The organism is Actinomyces sp. HPA0247 (genome assembly GCA_000411415.1).
Lineage (GTDB): Bacteria > Actinomycetota > Actinomycetes > Actinomycetales > Actinomycetaceae > Pauljensenia.
Genome location: KE150452.1, coordinates 176,985 through 195,373, shown reverse-complemented (window position 1 = coordinate 195,373; position 18,389 = coordinate 176,985). Strand labels below are relative to the sequence as shown.

At 63.6% G+C, this 18,389-nt stretch carries 15 protein-coding genes; 13 read left to right on the top strand and 2 right to left on the bottom strand.

The genetic code is table 11. The features are described 5' to 3' along the window. The first annotated feature begins 1 nt into the window (after window position 1). From HMPREF1478_RS08950 to HMPREF1478_RS08930, 5 genes are all read left to right on the top strand, one after another. Window positions 2–721 (top strand): MBL fold metallo-hydrolase, encoded by a 720-nt coding sequence (locus tag HMPREF1478_RS08950; RefSeq protein ID WP_016461750.1) that lies wholly within the window; start codon window positions 2–4, stop codon window positions 719–721. A 29-nt stretch (window positions 722–750) separates the two neighbouring features. After that, entirely contained in the window at window positions 751–2,103 is a 1,353-nt protein-coding gene (hisS, locus tag HMPREF1478_RS08945) for a histidine--tRNA ligase (RefSeq protein WP_016461749.1), read from the top strand. Further along, window positions 2,104–3,756, top strand: a complete 1,653-nt coding sequence (locus HMPREF1478_RS08940) for a dynamin family protein (RefSeq protein WP_034475608.1) — start codon at window positions 2,104–2,106, stop codon at window positions 3,754–3,756. It abuts the gene before it with no gap. Beyond that, window positions 3,753–5,342: a GTPase gene (locus tag HMPREF1478_RS08935; protein WP_016461747.1), complete on the top strand. Its 1,590-nt coding sequence runs from the start codon at window positions 3,753–3,755 to the stop codon at window positions 5,340–5,342. The genes HMPREF1478_RS08940 and HMPREF1478_RS08935 overlap by 4 nt, the downstream gene beginning before the upstream one ends. Window positions 5,343–5,573: 231 nt before the next feature. Then, complete coding sequence (locus HMPREF1478_RS08930) at window positions 5,574–7,754, top strand: DEAD/DEAH box helicase (protein ID WP_016461746.1); 2,181 nt, start codon at window positions 5,574–5,576, stop codon at window positions 7,752–7,754. Here the strand turns inward: HMPREF1478_RS08930 and HMPREF1478_RS08925 are convergent. Continuing rightward, window positions 7,742–9,157 (bottom strand): MFS transporter, encoded by a 1,416-nt coding sequence (locus tag HMPREF1478_RS08925; RefSeq protein WP_016461745.1) that lies wholly within the window; start codon window positions 9,155–9,157, stop codon window positions 7,742–7,744. The genes HMPREF1478_RS08930 and HMPREF1478_RS08925 overlap by 13 nt on opposite strands. A gap of 102 nt (window positions 9,158–9,259) precedes the next feature. Between HMPREF1478_RS08925 and aspS the strand changes: the two genes are divergently transcribed. The 7 genes from aspS (at window position 9,260) to HMPREF1478_RS08890 (ending at window position 16,940) form a co-directional block, all read left to right on the top strand. Further along, window positions 9,260–11,065, top strand: coding sequence for an aspartate--tRNA ligase (gene aspS, locus HMPREF1478_RS08920; protein WP_016461744.1), 1,806 nt, complete (start codon window positions 9,260–9,262; stop codon window positions 11,063–11,065). Window positions 11,066–11,139: 74 nt separating this feature from the next. After that, entirely contained in the window at window positions 11,140–11,757 is a 618-nt protein-coding gene (locus HMPREF1478_RS08915) for an L-threonylcarbamoyladenylate synthase (RefSeq protein ID WP_016461743.1), read from the top strand. A gap of 4 nt (window positions 11,758–11,761) precedes the next feature. After that, entirely contained in the window at window positions 11,762–12,946 is a 1,185-nt protein-coding gene (locus HMPREF1478_RS08910) for an enterobactin/ferric enterobactin family esterase (protein WP_034475606.1), read from the top strand. An 87-nt stretch (window positions 12,947–13,033) separates the two neighbouring features. After that, entirely contained in the window at window positions 13,034–14,071 is a 1,038-nt protein-coding gene (locus tag HMPREF1478_RS08905; protein ID WP_016461741.1) for an ABC transporter substrate-binding protein, read from the top strand. 36 nt (window positions 14,072–14,107) lie between these two features. Next, window positions 14,108–15,103 carry a FecCD family ABC transporter permease gene (locus tag HMPREF1478_RS08900; RefSeq protein ID WP_016461740.1) on the top strand — a complete coding sequence of 332 codons (996 nt, stop codon included), beginning with the start codon at window positions 14,108–14,110 and terminating at the stop codon, window positions 15,101–15,103. Continuing rightward, entirely contained in the window at window positions 15,100–16,149 is a 1,050-nt protein-coding gene (locus HMPREF1478_RS08895) for a FecCD family ABC transporter permease (protein ID WP_016461739.1), read from the top strand. Before HMPREF1478_RS08900 ends, HMPREF1478_RS08895 begins: the two co-directional genes overlap by 4 nt. Then, a complete protein-coding gene (locus HMPREF1478_RS08890; protein ID WP_016461738.1) occupies window positions 16,146–16,940 on the top strand; it encodes an ABC transporter ATP-binding protein in 795 nt (264 codons plus the stop codon). Before HMPREF1478_RS08895 ends, HMPREF1478_RS08890 begins: the two co-directional genes overlap by 4 nt. Here the strand turns inward: HMPREF1478_RS08890 and HMPREF1478_RS10655 are convergent. Continuing rightward, window positions 16,924–17,079, bottom strand: coding sequence for a hypothetical protein (locus tag HMPREF1478_RS10655; RefSeq protein ID WP_156824705.1), 156 nt, complete (start codon window positions 17,077–17,079; stop codon window positions 16,924–16,926). The two genes, HMPREF1478_RS08890 and HMPREF1478_RS10655, sit on opposite strands and share 17 nt — an antisense overlap. Before the next feature lie 150 nt (window positions 17,080–17,229). On the opposite strand from HMPREF1478_RS10655, the gene HMPREF1478_RS08885 reads away from it, so the two are divergent. Further along, window positions 17,230–18,276, top strand: a complete 1,047-nt coding sequence (locus HMPREF1478_RS08885) for a hypothetical protein (protein ID WP_016461737.1) — start codon at window positions 17,230–17,232, stop codon at window positions 18,274–18,276. Window positions 18,277–18,389 lie beyond the last annotated feature (113 nt).

Genomic DNA, 18,389 nt, shown 5'->3' with positions numbered 1-18,389 from the left:
CATGCGTCTTCACGTTATTCCGTCGCCCTTCTACGCGGCGAATGGGCTTGTGCTCGTCCCTTCCGGGGCGGGCACAGCCCTTGTCGTCGATCCGTCGGCCGGTATCCAGCACCTGATTCGTGAGGTCCTTGAGCGTGAGGGTGTGAGCGTGGGCGCGGTTCTGCTCACCCACGGCCATCCCGACCACGTCTGGGATGCCGCTGCGGTGTCCTCGTGGGGCCCTGATTGTTCGAGCGTGCCGGTCTACCTGCCGGGCCCCGACATGTACCGCATGGATGACCCGGCCTCGTTCCTGCCGATGCCCCTGCCCGACTTCGTGGGGGAGTGGGTTAAGCCCGCCGACCTGCGTGAGGTGCCCTCAGATTCGTTCGAGGTGTGCCCCGGCGTGTGGCTACGCATGGTTCCCGCGCCCGGTCACACTGAGGGATCGGCCGTCTTCCTGGGGGAGAGCCCGCTCGATATCCGGGTCAACAACCAGTCCTTCTACGCATCCGATGAGGCCATACCGTGGGCGCTGAGCGCGGACGTCCTCTTCAAAGACAGCGTCGGACGTACCGATCTGCCCGGTGGTGATGAAACGCAAATGCGTCATTCGCTGCGTACGATTTCCAACGCTCTTGATCCACGCACGGTCCTTGTGCCCGGACATGGTCCGGCCACGACGCTGGCGGATGAGATAACCTCGAATCAATATCTGATTCGCGCACGCCGTATCGGCTAACGCCTCCTCCCTCACAGAAAGAAAGCTTCATGGCTCGCACGTCCCTGTCAGGTTTCCCCGAATGGCTCCCGGAGGGCCGCATCATCGAGATGCACGTCCTTGACGAGCTGCGGCGCGTGTTTGAATTGCACGGGTTTGCGGGTATCGAAACCCGGGCGGTTGAGACCTTGGAGCAGCTGGAAGCCAAAGGTGAGACCTCCAAGGAGATCTATGTTCTGGATCGACTGCAGGCGCTGAAGGCCGCGGATTCGGGTGCGCGCGCTCCCAAGGATAAGGGAATGGGTCTGCACTTCGACCTGACCGTTCCTTTCGCCCGCTACGTGATTGAGAATGCGAACGAACTGGACTTCCCGTTCAAGCGCTACCAGATCCAGAAGGTGTGGCGCGGCGAGCGTCCTCAGGATGGTCGCTTCCGTGAATTCACGCAGGCGGATATCGACGTCGTAGGTAACGGTGAGCTGCCCTTCCACTTCGAGGTCGATCTGCCGCTCGTGATGGCCGAGGCCCTCAACAATCTGCCGATCCCGCCGGTGCGCGTGCTCGTCAACAACCGCAAGGTCGTCCAGGGCGTGTGCGAGTCCCTCGGCGTGACGGACGTTGAGGCTGCCCTGCGTGGCCTGGACAAGATCGACAAGATCGGTCCGGAGGGTGTGGCTGCCGGGCTCGCTGAATCCGGTATTGACGGCGATCAGGCGAACGTGCTGCTGCAGATGGCGCAGATTCGTACGTCCGATTCTGCTGAGATTCGGGATCGCTTGGCTGGCCTCGGCGTGAATGGGGAACTGCTCGAAGAGGGCCTGCGTGAGCTCACCGAGCTGCTCGACACTGCGAATAAGCGGATGCCCGGCGCAGTTGTTGCCGACCTGAAGATCGCGCGTGGCCTCGACTACTACACGGGTAGCGTCTATGAGTCGGAGATTGAGGGCCATGAGGACCTTGGCTCGATCTGCTCGGGCGGACGCTATGACTCCCTAGCAAAGGACGGAAAGCGCACCTACCCGGGCGTCGGTCTGTCGATTGGTGTCTCACGCCTCGTGTCTCGCATGATTTCTGCGCCGATGGTCAAGGCATCCCGTAAGGTGCCGACGGCGGTCGTCGTTGCGGTCATTGCGGAGGAACAGCGTGAGCGTTCGGAGGCGATCGCCGCCGTGCTGCGTTCGCGCGGTATCTCGACGGATGTCGCTCCCAGCGCCGCGAAGTTTGGCAAGCAGATTAAGTTTGCCGATAAGCGCGGCATCCCCTTCGTCTGGTTCCCGGGCGACGAGGGCGTGTCCGATACGGTGAAGGACATTCGCAGCGGCGAGCAGGTGGAAGCTGATCCCGCGACCTGGACGATCCCGGCGGCGGATGCGGTTCCCTCGGTCGAGAAAGTGATGGACTGAGTGCCGCTCACGTCGGTGGAGGCAGCCCGCGTGTGGGCGGGTGCCCTCGAACAGTCCTTGGAGGCTATGCCCCAGGGGAGCCGTGGTGACGCGCAGCGTGCACTGCGCCGTCTGCAGGACGTTGTTCTGCCTCGGCTCGAGGACGCCGACGCGCCGCTGCTGATCGTCGTCGGTGGGTCGACTGGGTCGGGTAAATCCACGCTCGTGAATTCGCTGCTGGGCCGCAATGTGAGTCGAGCAGGAGCGGTGCGTCCGACGACGCGTCGCCCCGTGTTGATCTGCTCCCCGCAGCAGCGCGATTGGTTCATGTCGGATCGTGTACTGCCGCGCCTGGCCAAGAGCGAGGGCTCGGGCGGGGACAGCCTCGATGCGATCACAATCGCGGTCGAGGAGACTCTGTGGCCGACCGTGGGCATCGTCGATGCTCCAGATATCGATTCCGTCGAGGACGGAAATCGGCGCTTGGCCTCAGAACTGCTCGATGGCGCCGACCTGTGGGTGTTTGTGACCACTGCGGCTCGTTACGCGGATGCGGTGGCTTGGAAACACTTGGAAGAAGCCGGGAGCCGCGGACTGCGCGTCGCGATCGTACTCAACCGCGTGCCCGTCGGGGCCGCAGAGGAGGTTCGCGAAGACCTGGCGTCCCTGGCGCGCCAGCGTGGCCTGGGCGAGGTCATGATCGTGACGGTCGAGGAGCAGCCGCTGACGGATGGACGCCTTCCTGCTGCAGCAATTGCGCCGATCGGTGCATACCTGGAGTCGATTGGGCGAGACGCGCAAGAGCGTGCGGCCATCGTGCGTCGTTCGCTCTCGGGTGCGGTGTCTTCATCGTTGCAGGAAACGGCTCACGCGCTTGAGGCTGCGAGAGAACGCAACCGTGAGTTTGAGGCTGCGAGTGAGGACGTGCGCCAGCTCATCTCCTCCTACGCTCGGGAAGCGTCCTCCTCGTCGAGTGATGACGTACTGCGTGGGGAGGTTAGTGCTCGCATTGCTGAGGTCCTCGGATCATGGGACATGACCAAGACCGTCTCGCGTGTCTTTTCCGGATTGAGCTCACGCCTCATGGGTGCTATTCGCGGCCAGGCTGCCCCGGACGTGCAGGTTCAGCGTGACCTGACGGGAGGCCTTGCTCAGCGGCTCGCTGATCAGTACCACCGCGCGTGGCAGGAGTCTGTTCGCAGGGCGCGTTCGCTCGTTGATACATCATCGTTCGACGAGTTTCTCGACGTCGATGCGGTGGCTCAGCGTGCGCGTCGCGTCGCTCAAGAGTGGACGAGCGAGGTTACGGAGCTCATTCGCGCGCAGGCGGAGTCCTCGCGTGTCAGCGGGCGCATGCTCGCTGGCGGCATCAACGTTGTCACTGTCTCGCTCATGGTGGCAGCTTTTACGATGACCGGCGGTCTTACTGGTGTTGAGGTTGGTATCGCGGGCGCATCGGCGGCTTTGTCACAGACGGTCCTGGAGGCATATTTCGGTGAGCGAACTGTCCGCTCTATGGCTGAGCAGGCTCGCGATGCGCTGGAGCGGCTCGCGGCCGCGTCCCTGAGTGATGTGGTGGAGCCCGTGTCCGCATTGCTGGATCGCTCCGACGAGGGCGTGCGGTTGGATGCGCTGGAGCAAGCGCTGGGGGATGCTCGGGAGGTCCTGGCATGAGGCGTTCGAAAGGCACTGTTGCGTCGGCGGCCTCAGAGCTTGATCACATTTGTACGCTGGCTTCTCCGGATATTGATGAGGCCACACTCTCCAAGATTCGTCAGTTGATCGACATTACCTCCGAGCGCAGCGAGATCGATCCGACGTGGTGCGTGATCGGTATGCTGGGCGGGACGGGTGCGGGTAAGTCGTCGCTGGTGAATGCTCTGAGCGGGGGAGAGGTCGTGACCGCTGGCGTTCGACGTCCGACGACGAACGAGCCGTGCGCTGTTCTTCCCGTCGGTCGTGCGCCGCAGGAATTGCTCGGGTGGCTGGGAATTGCCCGGCGGGTGGAGGCTCCCCGCGCTCTGCCTGGAGACACGGTTGTTATCGATATGCCCGATATTGATTCGATCGAGACCGGGCATGCGGATATCGCGGAGCGCCTCGCCTTGCGCGTTGATGCGCTCGTGGTTGTCGTGAACCCACAGAAGTATGCGGACGCAAGGCTGCATGACGAGTGGCTCGCCCGGCTGCGCTCCTCCCATGCGTCGGTGACTGTCGTGCTGACGCACATTGATACCGTCGGCGCCCCCGAGCGTGAGGCGATCGAGCGAGACCTGCGGCGTCTCCTCTCCGAGCGGGGAATGGAAGACGCGACGGTCCTGTCCGTTGCGTCAACGACCGGCGAGGGGATGCCTGCGCTCGTGAAGCATCTGTCGAAAGAGACGGAACGCGTGTCGCGCCAGGCCGCTCGGGCACGCCAGGGGCTCCGCGAGGCTGCGGTGCTGATTCGAGACGCTGTGGGGATCGACGGAACCGTCCGCGGCATTGAGACCGATGGCATGGCGTCGGACCTGTGTTCCGCTGCTGCGGACCTGGCGGGTGCGCCGATCATCGCCGAGGCAGTGGCCGCCTCCACGATGCGTGCGGGTCGGCGAGTGGGTGGTTGGCTTCCGCTTCGCTGGATTGCGCGTCTGGGTGCTGATCCGTTGCGTCGCCTCCACCTAGATGAGGACTCTCGTGAAGAGGGGGCGACGACGCCAACACTGCCCACACGTTCCCCGTCGGATGAGGCCGCGTTTGTTAATGCTGTGCGCCGCGAGGTAGGGGAGCGCTCTTCTGGACGCCCCCCGGCATGGCGCGCTCGGCTGGTGGAGCGGGCACTGGAGGGTGCGCGCGATGTTCCGGCTGCTGCTCACCGTGAGGTCGCGGATAACATGCAGGTGGCAACGGGTGCTCCTGCGGCCGCTCGTTTCCTCGGTGGGTTGCAGATGCTGGCCTGGGTCGTGTGTCTCGTTGGCGCCGCCTGGATCGGCCTCGTTCACCTGGGGCGCGCCGTGCTCATCGACTGGCAGGTTCCGGCGCTCGGTCCCGTTCCCGCTCCCACGGCGCTCGTCGGCGTGTCGCTTCTCGTGACCGTGATTCTCGCGGGTATTAATCGAGGAGTGGCTCGCTGGGCTGCGGGTCGCCGCCGACGGGCAGTCATTCGCGATCTGAGGGGACTGTGCCGTGATGAGGTGGAGCGTGCGGTCGTCGCACCGGTGCGCGCCGAAGATAGCCGGCAGGTGATGATCGCTTCCTTTATCGCGCGTTTGCACCTGTGAGTCGCGGGGTGCTCGCTGTCGTCTGACAGCAGTAGAACAGTGAATTGGCCGACCACGCGCTCCGTCGCGCCTGTCTGGCGAGTAAGCTAAACGTAGCGATGAGGCGCTGCCCCTTGTTATGGTGCCCGCGGGATGCGGGATTTGTTGTTATGGGTGAGGCCGCGCTGAGGAGCCGAGATGGCCCGCCCCGATGGTTTTGCTGACACCGATTGCACGACGCAAGGATGAATTATGCCCTCTGACGATTTCAAGGACCGCGCTGACGCCGAGCGCGAAATGACGGAGATTGCCGATCACATCGATGATTTCGATGACGATAGTACTCTCGACGATGACCGTGTTGATGAGCATACGGACGAGGAAGAGAAGAACACCGTGACCTTCGCGAGCCTCGGTCTGCCCGAGGAAATTCTTGCTGCGGTCACCGACATGGGATTCCGCGTCCCCACCCCGATTCAGGCAGCTGCCATCCCGCCGCTGCTGGAGCTGCGTGACGTCGTCGGCATTGCCCAGACGGGTACCGGCAAGACTGCGGCGTTTGGCCTGCCACTGCTGGCAATTGTCGATGCCGACGAGCGCGACGTGCAGGCTCTCGTTCTGGCGCCCACCCGTGAGCTCGCCATGCAGAGCGCCCAGGCGATTGAGGATTTTGCTGCTCGTACTGCCCGCCTCGACGTTGTTCCCGTGTACGGCGGCTCGCCCTACGGCCCCCAGATCGGTGCGCTCAAGCGCGGCGCTCAGGTCGTCGTTGGCACGCCGGGTCGCGTCATCGACCTTATCGAGAAGGGCGCGCTGGATCTGTCGCACGTGCGCATGCTGGTCCTCGACGAGGCCGATGAGATGCTGCGCATGGGCTTTGCCGAGGACGTCGAGACGATCGCGTCGAGTGCCCCGGATGATCGCCTGACCGCGTTGTTTAGCGCGACGATGCCCGCCGCGATTGAGAAGGTTGCGCGTGAGCATCTGAAGGATCCGGTGAAGGTTGCGGTCTCCACCGAGTCCTCCACGGTGGATACGATCCATCAGACGTATGCCGTTGTGCCTTACAAGCACAAGATTGGGGCGCTTTCTCGTGTGCTTGCCACGCGCGCTCAGCACATTAAGGAAGGCCAGGAAGAGGCCGACGCCGCCATCGTGTTCGTGCGCACCCGCGCCGACGTCGAAGAGGTCTCACTGGAGCTCTCGGGTCGCGGATTCCGCGCGGCTGGCATTTCCGGTGACGTCGCCCAGACCGAGCGCGAGCGCATGGTTGAGCGTCTGAAGAACGGTTCCCTTGACGTGCTGGTTGCAACCGACGTGGCTGCCCGAGGTCTCGACGTCGAACGAATCTCACTTGTCGTTAACTTTGATGTTCCTCGCGAGCCCGAGGCCTACGTGCATCGCATCGGCCGCACCGGCCGTGCGGGTCGTGAGGGCCGAGCGCTCACGTTCTTCACGCCGCGAGAGCACGGCCGCCTGCGCCGCATCGAGAAGCTGACGGGTACCGAGATGGAAGAGGTCGAGATTCCTTCGCCCGCGGCCGTCTCCGAATTCCGTGCCAGCCGCCTGCTCGAGGGCCTGTCCGCCCGCATTGAGCGCGGCCGCCTCGACATGTACAAGCGCCTGCTGGCCGAACTCGGCGATGAGGTCTCCGTTGAGGATATCGCTGCGGCGCTGATGGCCACGGCTGTCGGAGACGAGGGCCCGGCTCCGCGTGTCGCGAAGGATCGCCGTGGCAACGGCAAGATCCGCCGCGAGGAACAGCTCGATGAATCCGGTGAATTCGTTGGCGCCACTTTCGAGGCCGGCCGTGATAAGGACCGTCCGATCAAGGGCGGTGCCAATGGCGCTCGTCGTCGCGGAGGCGGCCGCCTGGCACCCGGCTCCGGTACGCGTTACCGCATCGAGGTCGGCAAGAAGGACCGTGTGAAGCCCGGTTCCATCGTCGGAGCGATTGCAGGCGAGGGCGGCATCGATGGCCGCGATATCGGCAATATCGAGATCTACCCAACCTTCTCGCTGGTCGACATCACGGCGGACCTGTCCGGCGAGCAGCTCTCTCGTATCTCCAAGGGATACGTGTCGGGCCGCCAGCTGCGCATCCGCGTGGACGAGGGCCCCGGCGGGCGCTCCCATGGTGATCGTGACGGTTTCGAGCGCCGCGACCGCCGCGACTACGATCGCGATAACCGTGGCCGCGGTGGCTATGGCGACCGCGAGGGACGTTTTGGGGACCGCGACGAGAAACGTCCGCACCGCTTCGAAAAGGGCGACGGGTCGCGTCCTCGTCGCAGCGTTCGCACCGAGCGCTGGGAGAAAGACATCAAGCGTGCCCGCCGTGAACGCGAGGGCGGCCGTGATGGCGGTTGGGACCGCGACGGAGGCCGCGAGGGCGGACGCCGCCACTTCGGCAAGCGTCGTTACGACGACTGAGTGCTAGCTGCCTCATCCGTGGAGCATCCCGGTGCGGGACGCACCCGCGTCACGGCGACCACGGTGAGGATCGCAAGCACAGCAGCAATTACCCAGTAGGGAGCGTAGGCCGCCCCGCCCACCATGGCGGTGGCGGCCCACGCGCTCATGGCTACTGAGACGAGGGCGAGTTCGAGTGCGGGTCCTGCTGAATCCGCGACCTGTAGCCACGATGAGACGCGCCCGTGCTTGGCCTCGGGCGTCACCTCGAGCGCCATGACGGACAGGGGAGCGTGAACGAGACCGACGCCCAGGCCGACGAGAAGCCAGCCGACGAGGGCCACCCACACCGGAATTGACGGAAGAAGCAGAGCACCCACGGGGATCGCTCCGACCGCCATCATTGCGCCGCCGACGACCGGGAGTCGGCGTCGCAGCTGCGGATCGTGAACGCGCGCTTGGCCGACCGCGCCGATGGCCCATGTGATCGATCCGAGGGTAACCCACCAGGCAGAAGAGGCCTCGGACCACCCGTGTACCCGCTGCAGAATCAGCGGAATCATGACTGCGAGACCCACCTGGGAAGCCATCGCGCACAGCCTTGCGAGGATTGCCGACGGCATACCCCGACGGGATCGGAACGTGCCGCGCGGGAGGAGTCGAGGCAGTGCCCACACCGTGATGCACGCGCCGAGGGCGAAGACCGCGAACTGTGCCAATCGCGAGGTAAGCGCACCCGCCAGCTGGAGCGCCATGACGCCGACTCCCACCAAACCGGCGTCACGCGAGAGCGCCGCAAGGACAGGGGAGCGCTGTCCTTGGGCAGTCGGCAGGGAGCGGAGAACGTAGGCGATGGGCACAGCAGCGATCGCAACAAACAGTGGAACGACACCGAACACGTAACGCCAACCCCATACTTCGGTGACGTGTCCTGCGATCGCGGGGCCAACCAGAGAAGGCAGGACCCATGCCAAGGAGAACGACGCGAAGAACGAAGGGCGATGACGGGCAGACGCAACCGCTCCAACAAGAACATAGAGCGGAACGATCAGGAGGCCGCCTCCTAGTCCTTGGAGGGCGCGCCCAATGACGAAAACCGTGACGTGGGAGCTGAACGCGCACACCACAAGACCAACGGCAAAGAGGGCCAGGCCCGCGAGCAACACCGGACGCGGTCCCTTCCAGTCAGCGAGGGCCCCTGCGACGACGGTCGCGCTGAGCTGCGTCGCCAAGGCGGCTCCCGAGGCGATCGGATACCACGCAGCGGCGTCGAAAGAGGCGACGACCGTGGGCATAATCGTTGTGGCTGCGAGTTCCTCGAAAGCAACGAGTGTGATGAGGAGAACCGAGCCGATTGCCAGTCCGATTTCAGCTGGAGTCCAGGTGGCGCGGGTAGTGGAAGGGGAAGAATCGTCGGCGGGCATGGTGACTATCCTACTCGCGGCACGCGCGACTCTTCGGTGGGCAGGCGTACAATAACAATGCCGCCGCCTGTCTCGCGGATGGTAACAACGAAAGGAATCACAGTGCTTCGCACTCACAACATTGGAACCCTCGGCACCGACCTGGTCGGTCAAACCGTGACGCTCACCGGCTGGGTGGATCGTCGTCGTGACCACGGTGGCGTGGCGTTCATCGACCTGCGCGACGCGTCCGGCATCGCCCAGGTTGTCGTCCGCGACGAGCGTGTCGCCCACGAGCTGCGCTCCGAGTTCGTCCTCAAGGTCACCGGCGAGGTCTGCGCTCGCCCCGAGGGCAATGAGAACCCGCACCTGGCCACCGGCGCCATCGAGGTCATGGGTGACGACATCGAAATCCTGAACACCAGTGCGCCTCTGCCGTTCCAGGTGTCCTCCAATGCTGAAGATTCCGGCAACGTCGGCGAGGAAACGCGCCTGAAGTACCGCTACCTCGACCTGCGTCGTGAGCCTGAGCAGTACGCGATCCGTCTGCGCTCGAAGGTTTCCCGCGCCGCCCGCGAGGCACTCTACGCCCGCGATTTCGTCGAGATCGAGACCCCGACCCTGACCCGTTCGACCCCCGAGGGTGCCCGTGACTTCATCGTTCCGGCCCGCCTCTCCCCGGGTTCGTGGTACGCTCTGCCCCAGTCGCCTCAGCTCTTCAAGCAGCTGCTCATGGTGGCCGGCATGGAACGCTACTTCCAGATTGCTCGCTGCTACCGCGACGAGGACTTCCGTGCGGACCGTCAGCCCGAGTTCACCCAGCTCGATATCGAGATGAGCTTCGTGGACCAGGACGACGTTATCGAGGTCGCCGAGGACGTCCTGAAGAACGTGTGGGCCCTGATCGGATACGACCTGACCACACCGATTCCCCGCATGACCTACAAGGATGCGATGGAGCGTTACGGTTCAGACAAGCCTGACCTGCGCTTCGGCCTGGAGCTGACCGAGCTCACCGAGTACTTCAAGGACACGACTTTCCGCGTGTTCCAGGCCCCCTACGTTGGTGCTGTCGTCATGCCCGGTGGTGGCTCGCAGCCGCGCCGTACGTTCGACAAGTGGCAGGAATGGGCCAAGGCGCGCGGCGCCAAGGGCCTGGCCTACGTCACGATCGCCGAGGATGGCACGCTGGGTGGCCCTGTTGCGAAGAACATCACCGAGGCTGAGCGTGAGGGCCTTGCTGCCGCTACCGGTGCCAAGCCTGGTGACTGCATCTTCTTCGCAGCTGGCAAGCCGACCCCGTCGCGTGAGCTGCTCGGCGCTGCTCGCCTTGAGATCGGCAAGCGCTGCAACCTCATCGATCCCGATGCCTGGGCGTTCACCTGGGTTGTCGACGCGCCGCTCTTCAAGCCCACCGGTGATGCCGAGGCCGAGGGCGACGTCGCACTGGGCCACAGTGCCTGGACGGCCGTCCACCACGCGTTCACCTCGCCCAAGCCCGAGTGGATCGACTCTTTCGACAAGGATCCGGGTAACGCGCTGGCCTACGCTTACGACATCGTCTGCAATGGCAACGAGATCGGCGGCGGCTCGATCCGTATCCACCGTCGCGACATCCAGAACCGCGTGTTTAACGTCATGGGTATCGGCGAGGAAGAGGCTCAGGCACAGTTCGGCTTCCTGCTGGATGCCTTCAAGTTCGGTGCTCCGCCGCACGGCGGCGTGGCCTTCGGCTGGGACCGCATCGTCTCGCTGCTGACGAAGTCCGAGTCGATCCGCGACGTCATCGCCTTCCCGAAGTCCGGCGGCGGCTTCGATCCTCTGACTGAGGCTCCGGCGCCGATTACGCCCGCGCAGCGTAAGGAAGCCGGCGTCGATGCGAAGCCGAAGAAGCGCGGTGAGGAAGCGGCCGAGGAATCCGAGAAGTAATTCTCGAGCCGTGACCTTGTCCACGGAACCCCCATTGGTCACCGACCGGTGGGGGTTTCGTGCACAATAGGGGTATGTCGTACGTCGAGATGCACCCGGTTAATCCGCAGGCACGTTTGGTCACCACGGTCGTTGATCTGCTGGAGCGCGGCGGCACGATTGCGCTGCCCACTGACTCCGGTTATGCGATCGCAACAAAGGTCGGCAACAAGGCGGGCATGGATACGATCCGATCGATCCGTAAGCTCGATGACAAGCATAATTTTTCGCTGCTGTGCCACTCGTTTGCGCAGCTGGGCGAGCTCGTGATCATCGACAACCACGAGTTCCGGACCATGAAGGCGCTCACCCCCGGACCCTACACGTTCATCCTGCGGGGGACCAAGGAGGTCCCGCGCATCATGTTGAACAAGAAGAAGCACACGGTGGGCGTGCGAATTCCCGATCATGTCATCACGCAGGCGATCGTCGAGGCGCTGGGCGAACCCCTGGCCTGTTCGACGCTCATCATGCCGGGAGAGGAAGAGCCTCTGACCGACGGTTTCGACGTGGATGATCGCATCGGACACCAGGTTGATCTGGTGGTTGTGGGCCCCGTGGGCGTCGCCGAGCCGACCACGGTGATCGACTTCGCGGGTGGGGATGCCGTCGTCGCTCGTGTCGGCGCCGGCGATATTTCGCTGTTCGACTGATCGCGTGGCTTTCGACCAAACGTCTTTTTCGCGCACCGGATTTTGTCGGCTGCGCTGGGAGGCGTCAGACGGAATTTATCGCTACGCCGACGGGCTCCCGATCGTCGGGCCTCGGCTCGTCGTCGATGGAGTTGACGCCGTACGTGTGACCTTCCAGTGGGGAGCACAGGCTGCAGCTGACTGCTACGTCGTCCTGAACACGATCACGGATCGGGCGCGCGAGCACCTCGACGACTTTTGCATGTCGATGGGGCCTGGGCACGGGGATGCTCGGGCGCTCGTATGCGCACTTCCTTCGGATGCGATCCTCAGCTACCAGAAGGTGATTGTGGGGCCGTGGGGCCTCGACCCCAGCGTGGGTACGGACATGGGGGAGTGGATCCGATTCCTCGACGATGCATCTCCCGATTCGTCGAATCCACTCAGGGTCGTGAATGGGCGCGGTGCCGCAGCCTCACTCTTCATTGGACCCGACGCGCAGGTGGTGTGGCCGTCGCAGGATCTGTCCGCTCCCGAGATGCGTGCGGTGCGTGAACATGACATCGCAGCGGATGTGAGTGCGCGGCTCTCAGTCACGCGCCAGCACGATGTGATCGTTCATGACGGCGAGGCGGATCCGACGTGCATGCTCATCCTCTTCGATGGCGAGATCTGGCGGGGTAACGGCGTCGGCTGGTTGACTCGGCGCTATCCCGGCCTGCGCGTCGTGACAATCGACGTGGGAGATCTGGACGAGCGCGAGGCGGAGTTGACCGACGTGGACAGTGTCGTGGCGCTGCTACGCGCAGTGTGCGACGAGGCTGGGGTGGGGCCTGTGATGGTCGCAGGCCAGTCGTACGGCGGTCTGGCTGTGTTGGAAGCGGCGCTGCGCAGTGATCTTCCCCTCGATTGTGCGGTCGCCCAGTCTCCGTCCCTGTGGTGGGGAGGTGCGCGGCGAGGCATCGGCGAAGGGATGCTGATGGGTGACCTGCGTGCGGGGTCGGTGAGGCCGCGCCAGGATGTGCGGCTACGGCTGCAGGTGGGCACGCTGGAACAGACGATGCGTCCGGTGGTGGACGACTGCGTCGAGCTCCTGCGGAGCCAGGGTGCAGCCGTGGAGCTCGACCATTATTGCAGTGGGCATGACGTGGCATGGTGGCGCGAAGGCCTCGTCCGCGCCCTTGATGGATGGGACCCTCTCACATGCTGACCAGCAGTGAGACAGAGTGAGTCACCAGCTCATCTATAGGTTAGGCTTACCTATGCACCTAACAAGATCGACTGAATTGAGACACCTGTGCACCTGTCGACGCGAATTCGCGCCATCGTCGGCGTCGCTCTGACCGCTCTCGCTCTGGGAGCATGCTCGTCCAACCAGCCCGCCCCGGCCTCGTCCCCCGAGGCATCCGCGACGTCCGAGACGTCTGCGACGCGCACCGTCACCGATGCGTCCGGCCAGGAGGTTACCCTGCCGTCGCACCCCAGCCGCGTTGTCACGCTCTCCGAGCCGACCACTGACAATGCCCTCGCGCTCGGCGTGACCCCGATCGGCGTCGTGTCCGGCCGTGGTCAGCAGACCGTCCCGAACTACCTGATCGATCGTGCCGGAGACATTCCGATCCTTGGATCGATTGGTACCCCGAACCTCGAGGCTATCGGTGCAGCCCATCCCGATCTCATCCTCGTCGACGGTACCTCTGTGAAGAATAACGACACGGAAACCCTGACTGCGCTTTCTCAGATCGCACCCGTCTTCTTCACCACTCAGTCCGGTGGTGACTGGCGGCAGACCTTTACGCTCACCGCGGATGCGCTGGGTCTGGCCGACCAGGCTGAGACCAAGCTTGCGGAGTTCGACCAGCATGTCGCATCGGTGAGCGCCCGCCTGAAGGACGCCGGCTACCTCGATCAGACGTACTCGGTCGTGCGTTGGCAGGGCGATAGCGCTGGCCTGATCCTCAAGGAGCTCCCCGCCGGACAGGCTCTGACCGCACTCGGCATGAAGCGCCCCGCGAACCAGGACCGTGACGGCGAAGGCCACTCCGAGCCCGTCTCCCTGGAGAACATTGACCAGATCGATGCGGACTGGATCTTCTTTGGCACGCTGGGCAAGTCCTCAGTGAACAACCCCTCCGCCGGTGGCAACACGGGCGTCGAGGCCTCTGCCGCAGCCCTCGAAGAGGCGAAGAACACCGTCGGTTTCGACTCGCTCGGCGCCGTCAAGGCGAACCACGTCATCCCCGTCGACGGTTCCCTGTGGACCTCGACCGGTGGCTACCTCCTGATGGACGGCATCGTCTCGAGCATCGAGGCCCAGTTCGTCCCGGCTTCCTGAGCCCGATAGTCGGACGATTCGGGTCGCTGACCTGACATGACGACACGTCGTATCGCCAGCGTCGCCATTGCTTGTGCAGTGGCGACGCTGGTGCTTGTCCTCGTCGCGATGGCCTCGCTCGCCCTGGGTTCCCGTTCCATCGCTCCCGATGTTGTGTGGGATGCTTTGGTTCGTGGTGGGGCGAGTCAGGATGCGCAAGTCGTCACCCAGCTGCGGGTGCCGCGCACGATTGCCGCGCTCATGATCGGCGGGGCGCTCGGTGTGGCTGGCTCCATCATGCAAGCGATGACTCGCAATCCGCTTGCGGATCCGGGTGTGCTTGGCATCAACGCAGGCGCTGCGTTCGTCGTCGTATCCGTCACAGCTGTGTCTGGGGTTGTGACGCGCGCCGGGACGCTCGGCGCTTCGTTCGTTGGCGCGGGGGTGGCTGCCGCTCTCGTATTTGCGATGTCGGGCCGCGGTGGCGGGTCTCGCTCCCGTCTCGCTCTTGCGGGCATTGCCGTGTCCGCTGCTCTCGCGTCCCTCACGCAGGCAGTCCTGGCGGCCAATCAGTTTGCTTTCAACGAGTTCCGTTACTGGGCCTCCGGATCGTTGGAGGGGGTCGATATGGGCTCGGTGGTCGCAGCGGGAATAGTTATCGTCTGCGGGGGTGTCCTCGCTGCTCTCATCTCGTCAGCTCTCGGCGTTCTCGCCATCGGTGAGGATACTGCCGTGAGTCTTGGCGTGCGTGTGCGACTCATTCGGGCTTTGGGAATTCTTGCCGTGACGGCTCTTGCTGGTGGAGCAACAGCGCTGGGTGGTCCGCTGACATTCGTCGGCTTGGCGGTGCCTCTCATGGTGCGACGTATCGTCGGTGCGAAGCAGGGAGCGGTTGCGATCTGGTCGATGGTCGCAGGCGCCGTGTGGGTGTGCATTGCCGATATTGCGTCACGTCTCGTCCTCGCGCCTTCCGAGGTGCCCGTGGGCGTCGTTGTCGCCCTGATCGGCGCCCCCTTCTTCATTATTGCTGCGCGCGGAAGGGGTATGTCATGACGCGAGATGGTCAGCGGTATATCACTGTGTCGCGAGCCGGTTTCTCCGTCCGTATTCATCGACGCAGCGCGGTGGTGGTCGTGTGTGGCCTCCTTCTTGTGCTCGGATTGTCCGTCTATTCGCTGACGCTCGGCGACTATGGGCTCAGTGCCGCGGACTCCTTCCGGCGCCTGCTGGGTGACGGCGGTCCTCGTGACGACTTCCTGGGGGTCTATTTCGTTCAGTCTGTGCGGCTGCCGCGGATGCTGGCCGCTGTTGCGGTCGGGTGCGCGCTCGGCATTTCGGGGCGTATCTTCCAGACGATCTCGGGTAATCCTCTGGGAAGCCCGGACATCGTGGGGCTGTCAACGGGGTGTGCCACCGGCGCGCTGATAGCGATTATTGTGCTGGGGTCGAGTCCGGCGGTGACCGGCCTCGGGGCCTTGGTCGGTGGCCTCGTCTCAGGTGCAGCGATCCTCGCCTGCGCAGGCGGTATGCGCGTGACGGGAATGCGTGTTGTCCTGGTCGGTATTGGTTGCTCTGCTGCGCTGCGCGCTATCAATTCGCTGCTGATTGTCAAGGCGCCGCTGGAGGCAGCGCAGCGAGCGCAACTGTGGAGTGCTGGGTCATTTTCGGGGGTTACGTTCGCTCGACTGACACCTCTCCTGATCGTGCTCGGCGTTGTCGCATGTGCGTGCGTCGCTGCTGCAGTTCCGCTGGGGCTTGTGGCGATGGGGGACGACGTTGCGACCGGGCTCGGCGTGCGCGTGCGCCGCATTCGTCTTCTGTCGATCGCTGTCGCCATCCTGCTCGTTGCCTGCGCCACGGCCGTCGCTGGTCCGGTCGCGTTCGTCGCATTGTCCGCCCCGCATATTGCGCATCGCCTGTGCGGTGGCGGGGGAGTGGGTTTTGCTTCGTCCGCGCTCGTGGGGGCGTTGCTGGTGTTGGCATCTGACGTGTGTGCTCAGCGTTTGATCGCGCCCGCTGAGCTTCCCGTGGGTGTTGTGACGGGTGTCGTGGGAGGCTTGTACCTCCTGTGGTTGTTGATTCGTGAGGTGAGGTCATGACTGGGGTAGGGACGAGGCCGGGGCTGGGTGCCCGCGATATCGTCGTTGGCTACGGGAAGAACGCTCCCATTCTGGATGGGTTGTCGCTGGATGTCCTCAACGGTGAGTTGACCGTCATCGTTGGCCCCAACGCGTGTGGGAAGTCGACCCTCTTGCGGTCGTTGGCTCGCGTGCTTGACGTTCGTAGCGGAGTGGTGGAATTGGACGGGCGCAGCGTTGCCGATATGAATCAGAAGGCGCTTGCACGCAGACTGGGATTGCTCGCGCAGTCGTCTGTGGCTCCGGGCGATATGCTCGTGGAAGATTTGGTTGCGAGGGGGCGTTACCCCTACCAGTCCCTTCTGCGTCAGTGGAGTCGTGAGGACGATGAAGCGCTCGCCCGTGCGATGGAGGATGCGGGTGTCGCGTCCCTTGTCGGTCGGCGTGTTGGTGAGCTTTCCGGTGGTCAGCGTCAGCGTGTCTGGATTGCGATGGCTTTGGCGCAGTCGACTGAGATCTTGCTGCTCGATGAACCGACGACCTATCTCGATCTCAATCATCAGCTGGAGGTGCTTCGTCTTGCCGAGCGGTTGCAGCGCGCGGGTACGACTGTTGTTGCCGTGCTGCACGATCTGCATCTTGCGTTCCGGTATGCCACCCACCTCGTCTTTATGAAGGACGGGCAGATCCTCGCTCAGGGTGAGCCTGCCCAGGTGGTCACGCCTGAGCTTGTGGAGCGCGTATTCGCAGTGCCCTGTCGCATCATCGAGGATCCGGAGACGGGGGCTCCTCTCGTCATCCCGCGTCGTTGACCGACGTTGTCTTTCTCAGCATCTCAAATGCTGACCAGCGGGTCACCAGCAGGTATGATTGCTCGATAATATTGCTCACAGTAATTGTGGCAAAATCGCGTAAATCCAGGTAAAATAAGGTTTTGAGCAGGTGTGCCATGAATTTGCTTGTTGCTCGCAATTACATCTCGCAAGCCAGGCAATAGTATGGTGCTGGTATCGAGTGGTTACTCAGGCACTGACATGCTTATTCTGAGCGTGACAGTGTCGATTGGTTGAGGCTATCCCAGACAGAAGGAAACGAATACGCATGACGACACAGGTGCGCTCGCAGAGCCGGGGCCTTCGCATGTCCCTGCTTGCACTGACCGCGTCTGCCTCCGTCGTCGGTGGAATGTTCGTGTCGGTCGCTCCCGCCTACAGTGCGGATGGCATTGGCGATCAGCCGGGGCAGTGTGTGACCGCTTCTGAAGAAGGGGCGTCGATCATAGCGTCGTCGGTCGTAGCAACCGGGGTGCCGCTGCATCTGGAAGGCTCTGGGTGGGGTCCGTCTTCCGAGGATGCCCTCGGTTTCGTGATTGTGACGCTCGATGATGGCCAGGAAAAGCGCTCTGATGACATGGTCCTCCCCACGTGGGTTCCGTCCTCGGTTGCACGTAATAGGTCTGCATGGGCGGTTGCGAAAGTTGGTGCGGACGGCACTTTCACGGCTGATATTGACCTGCCGGCTTTGTGGACGGCTGGGACGAAGCACCAGGTCATGATCGGTGACGGGGTGACGGGCAACTATGTTCAGGTTGAGGTGACGGTCGTCGAATCGGCAGCCGAGGCGCGCTCCTGTTCGCTGGCACCGACCGAACCGTCAGCGACCGATGGTACTGATCCGGTGACGGATGACAGTGCTGCCCCGACTCACGATCCTGGCTCCGATAGCACCTCCGTGAGCCCTACCGACGCCCCCTCTGTGCCAAGTGAGTCGTCGACCAGTGCGTCTGGACAGAATCGGACGTCCGAACGAACGCAGGCTGATGATGTGACATCTTCTGCGTCGACTCCGTCTCCCAGTTCGTCGTCTGCTAGTGGGGGATCGTCGACACAGTCGTCTACTTCGTCTGGTGGATCAGGTAACAGCGCGGATCCCACTCCGGAGCCTTCGACCTCATCCACTCAGCAAAGCGTGTCCGCATCGCAGATTGGTCCCAAAGCTCACTCGGAGCAGCAGGCCTCGAATCAGGCCGCCCGCGAGGAAGAGTCGCGGCTGAATGGTTGGATTCTCGCTGGTGGCGGTGCTCTTGCGTTGCTCGGTGCCATCGTGACGGTCAGTATTGTCCGCCGCTCCCACGGATTGGCGCGCTAATCACCTTTCATCTGGGCTAGCGCTCTGAGAAAATGTGCATTAACCGATTGGTGTGCGTTGGAATTTAGCATTCGCGCGCCACGCCTGTTACTCTAGTTTCAGAACAAATGCTT

What these genes read in the sequence shown, in the direction of transcription:
- HMPREF1478_RS08950 (WP_016461750.1), top strand. Translation starts at nt 2, where the DNA reads ATGCGTCTTCACGTTATTCCGTCGCCCTTCTACGCGGCGAATGGGCTT.
- hisS (WP_016461749.1), top strand. Translation starts at nt 751, where the DNA reads ATGGCTCGCACGTCCCTGTCAGGTTTCCCCGAATGGCTCCCGGAGGGC.
- HMPREF1478_RS08935 (WP_016461747.1), top strand. Translation starts at nt 3,753, where the DNA reads ATGAGGCGTTCGAAAGGCACTGTTGCGTCGGCGGCCTCAGAGCTTGAT.
- HMPREF1478_RS08930 (WP_016461746.1), top strand. Translation starts at nt 5,574, where the DNA reads ATGCCCTCTGACGATTTCAAGGACCGCGCTGACGCCGAGCGCGAAATG.
- HMPREF1478_RS08925 (WP_016461745.1), bottom strand. Translation starts at nt 9,157, where the DNA reads ATGCCCGCCGACGATTCTTCCCCTTCCACTACCCGCGCCACCTGGACT.
- HMPREF1478_RS08915 (WP_016461743.1), top strand. Translation starts at nt 11,140, where the DNA reads ATGTCGTACGTCGAGATGCACCCGGTTAATCCGCAGGCACGTTTGGTC.
- HMPREF1478_RS08900 (WP_016461740.1), top strand. Translation starts at nt 14,108, where the DNA reads ATGACGACACGTCGTATCGCCAGCGTCGCCATTGCTTGTGCAGTGGCG.
- HMPREF1478_RS08895 (WP_016461739.1), top strand. Translation starts at nt 15,100, where the DNA reads ATGACGCGAGATGGTCAGCGGTATATCACTGTGTCGCGAGCCGGTTTC.
- HMPREF1478_RS08890 (WP_016461738.1), top strand. Translation starts at nt 16,146, where the DNA reads ATGACTGGGGTAGGGACGAGGCCGGGGCTGGGTGCCCGCGATATCGTC.
- HMPREF1478_RS10655 (WP_156824705.1), bottom strand. Translation starts at nt 17,079, where the DNA reads ATGGCACACCTGCTCAAAACCTTATTTTACCTGGATTTACGCGATTTT.
- HMPREF1478_RS08885 (WP_016461737.1), top strand. Translation starts at nt 17,230, where the DNA reads ATGACGACACAGGTGCGCTCGCAGAGCCGGGGCCTTCGCATGTCCCTG.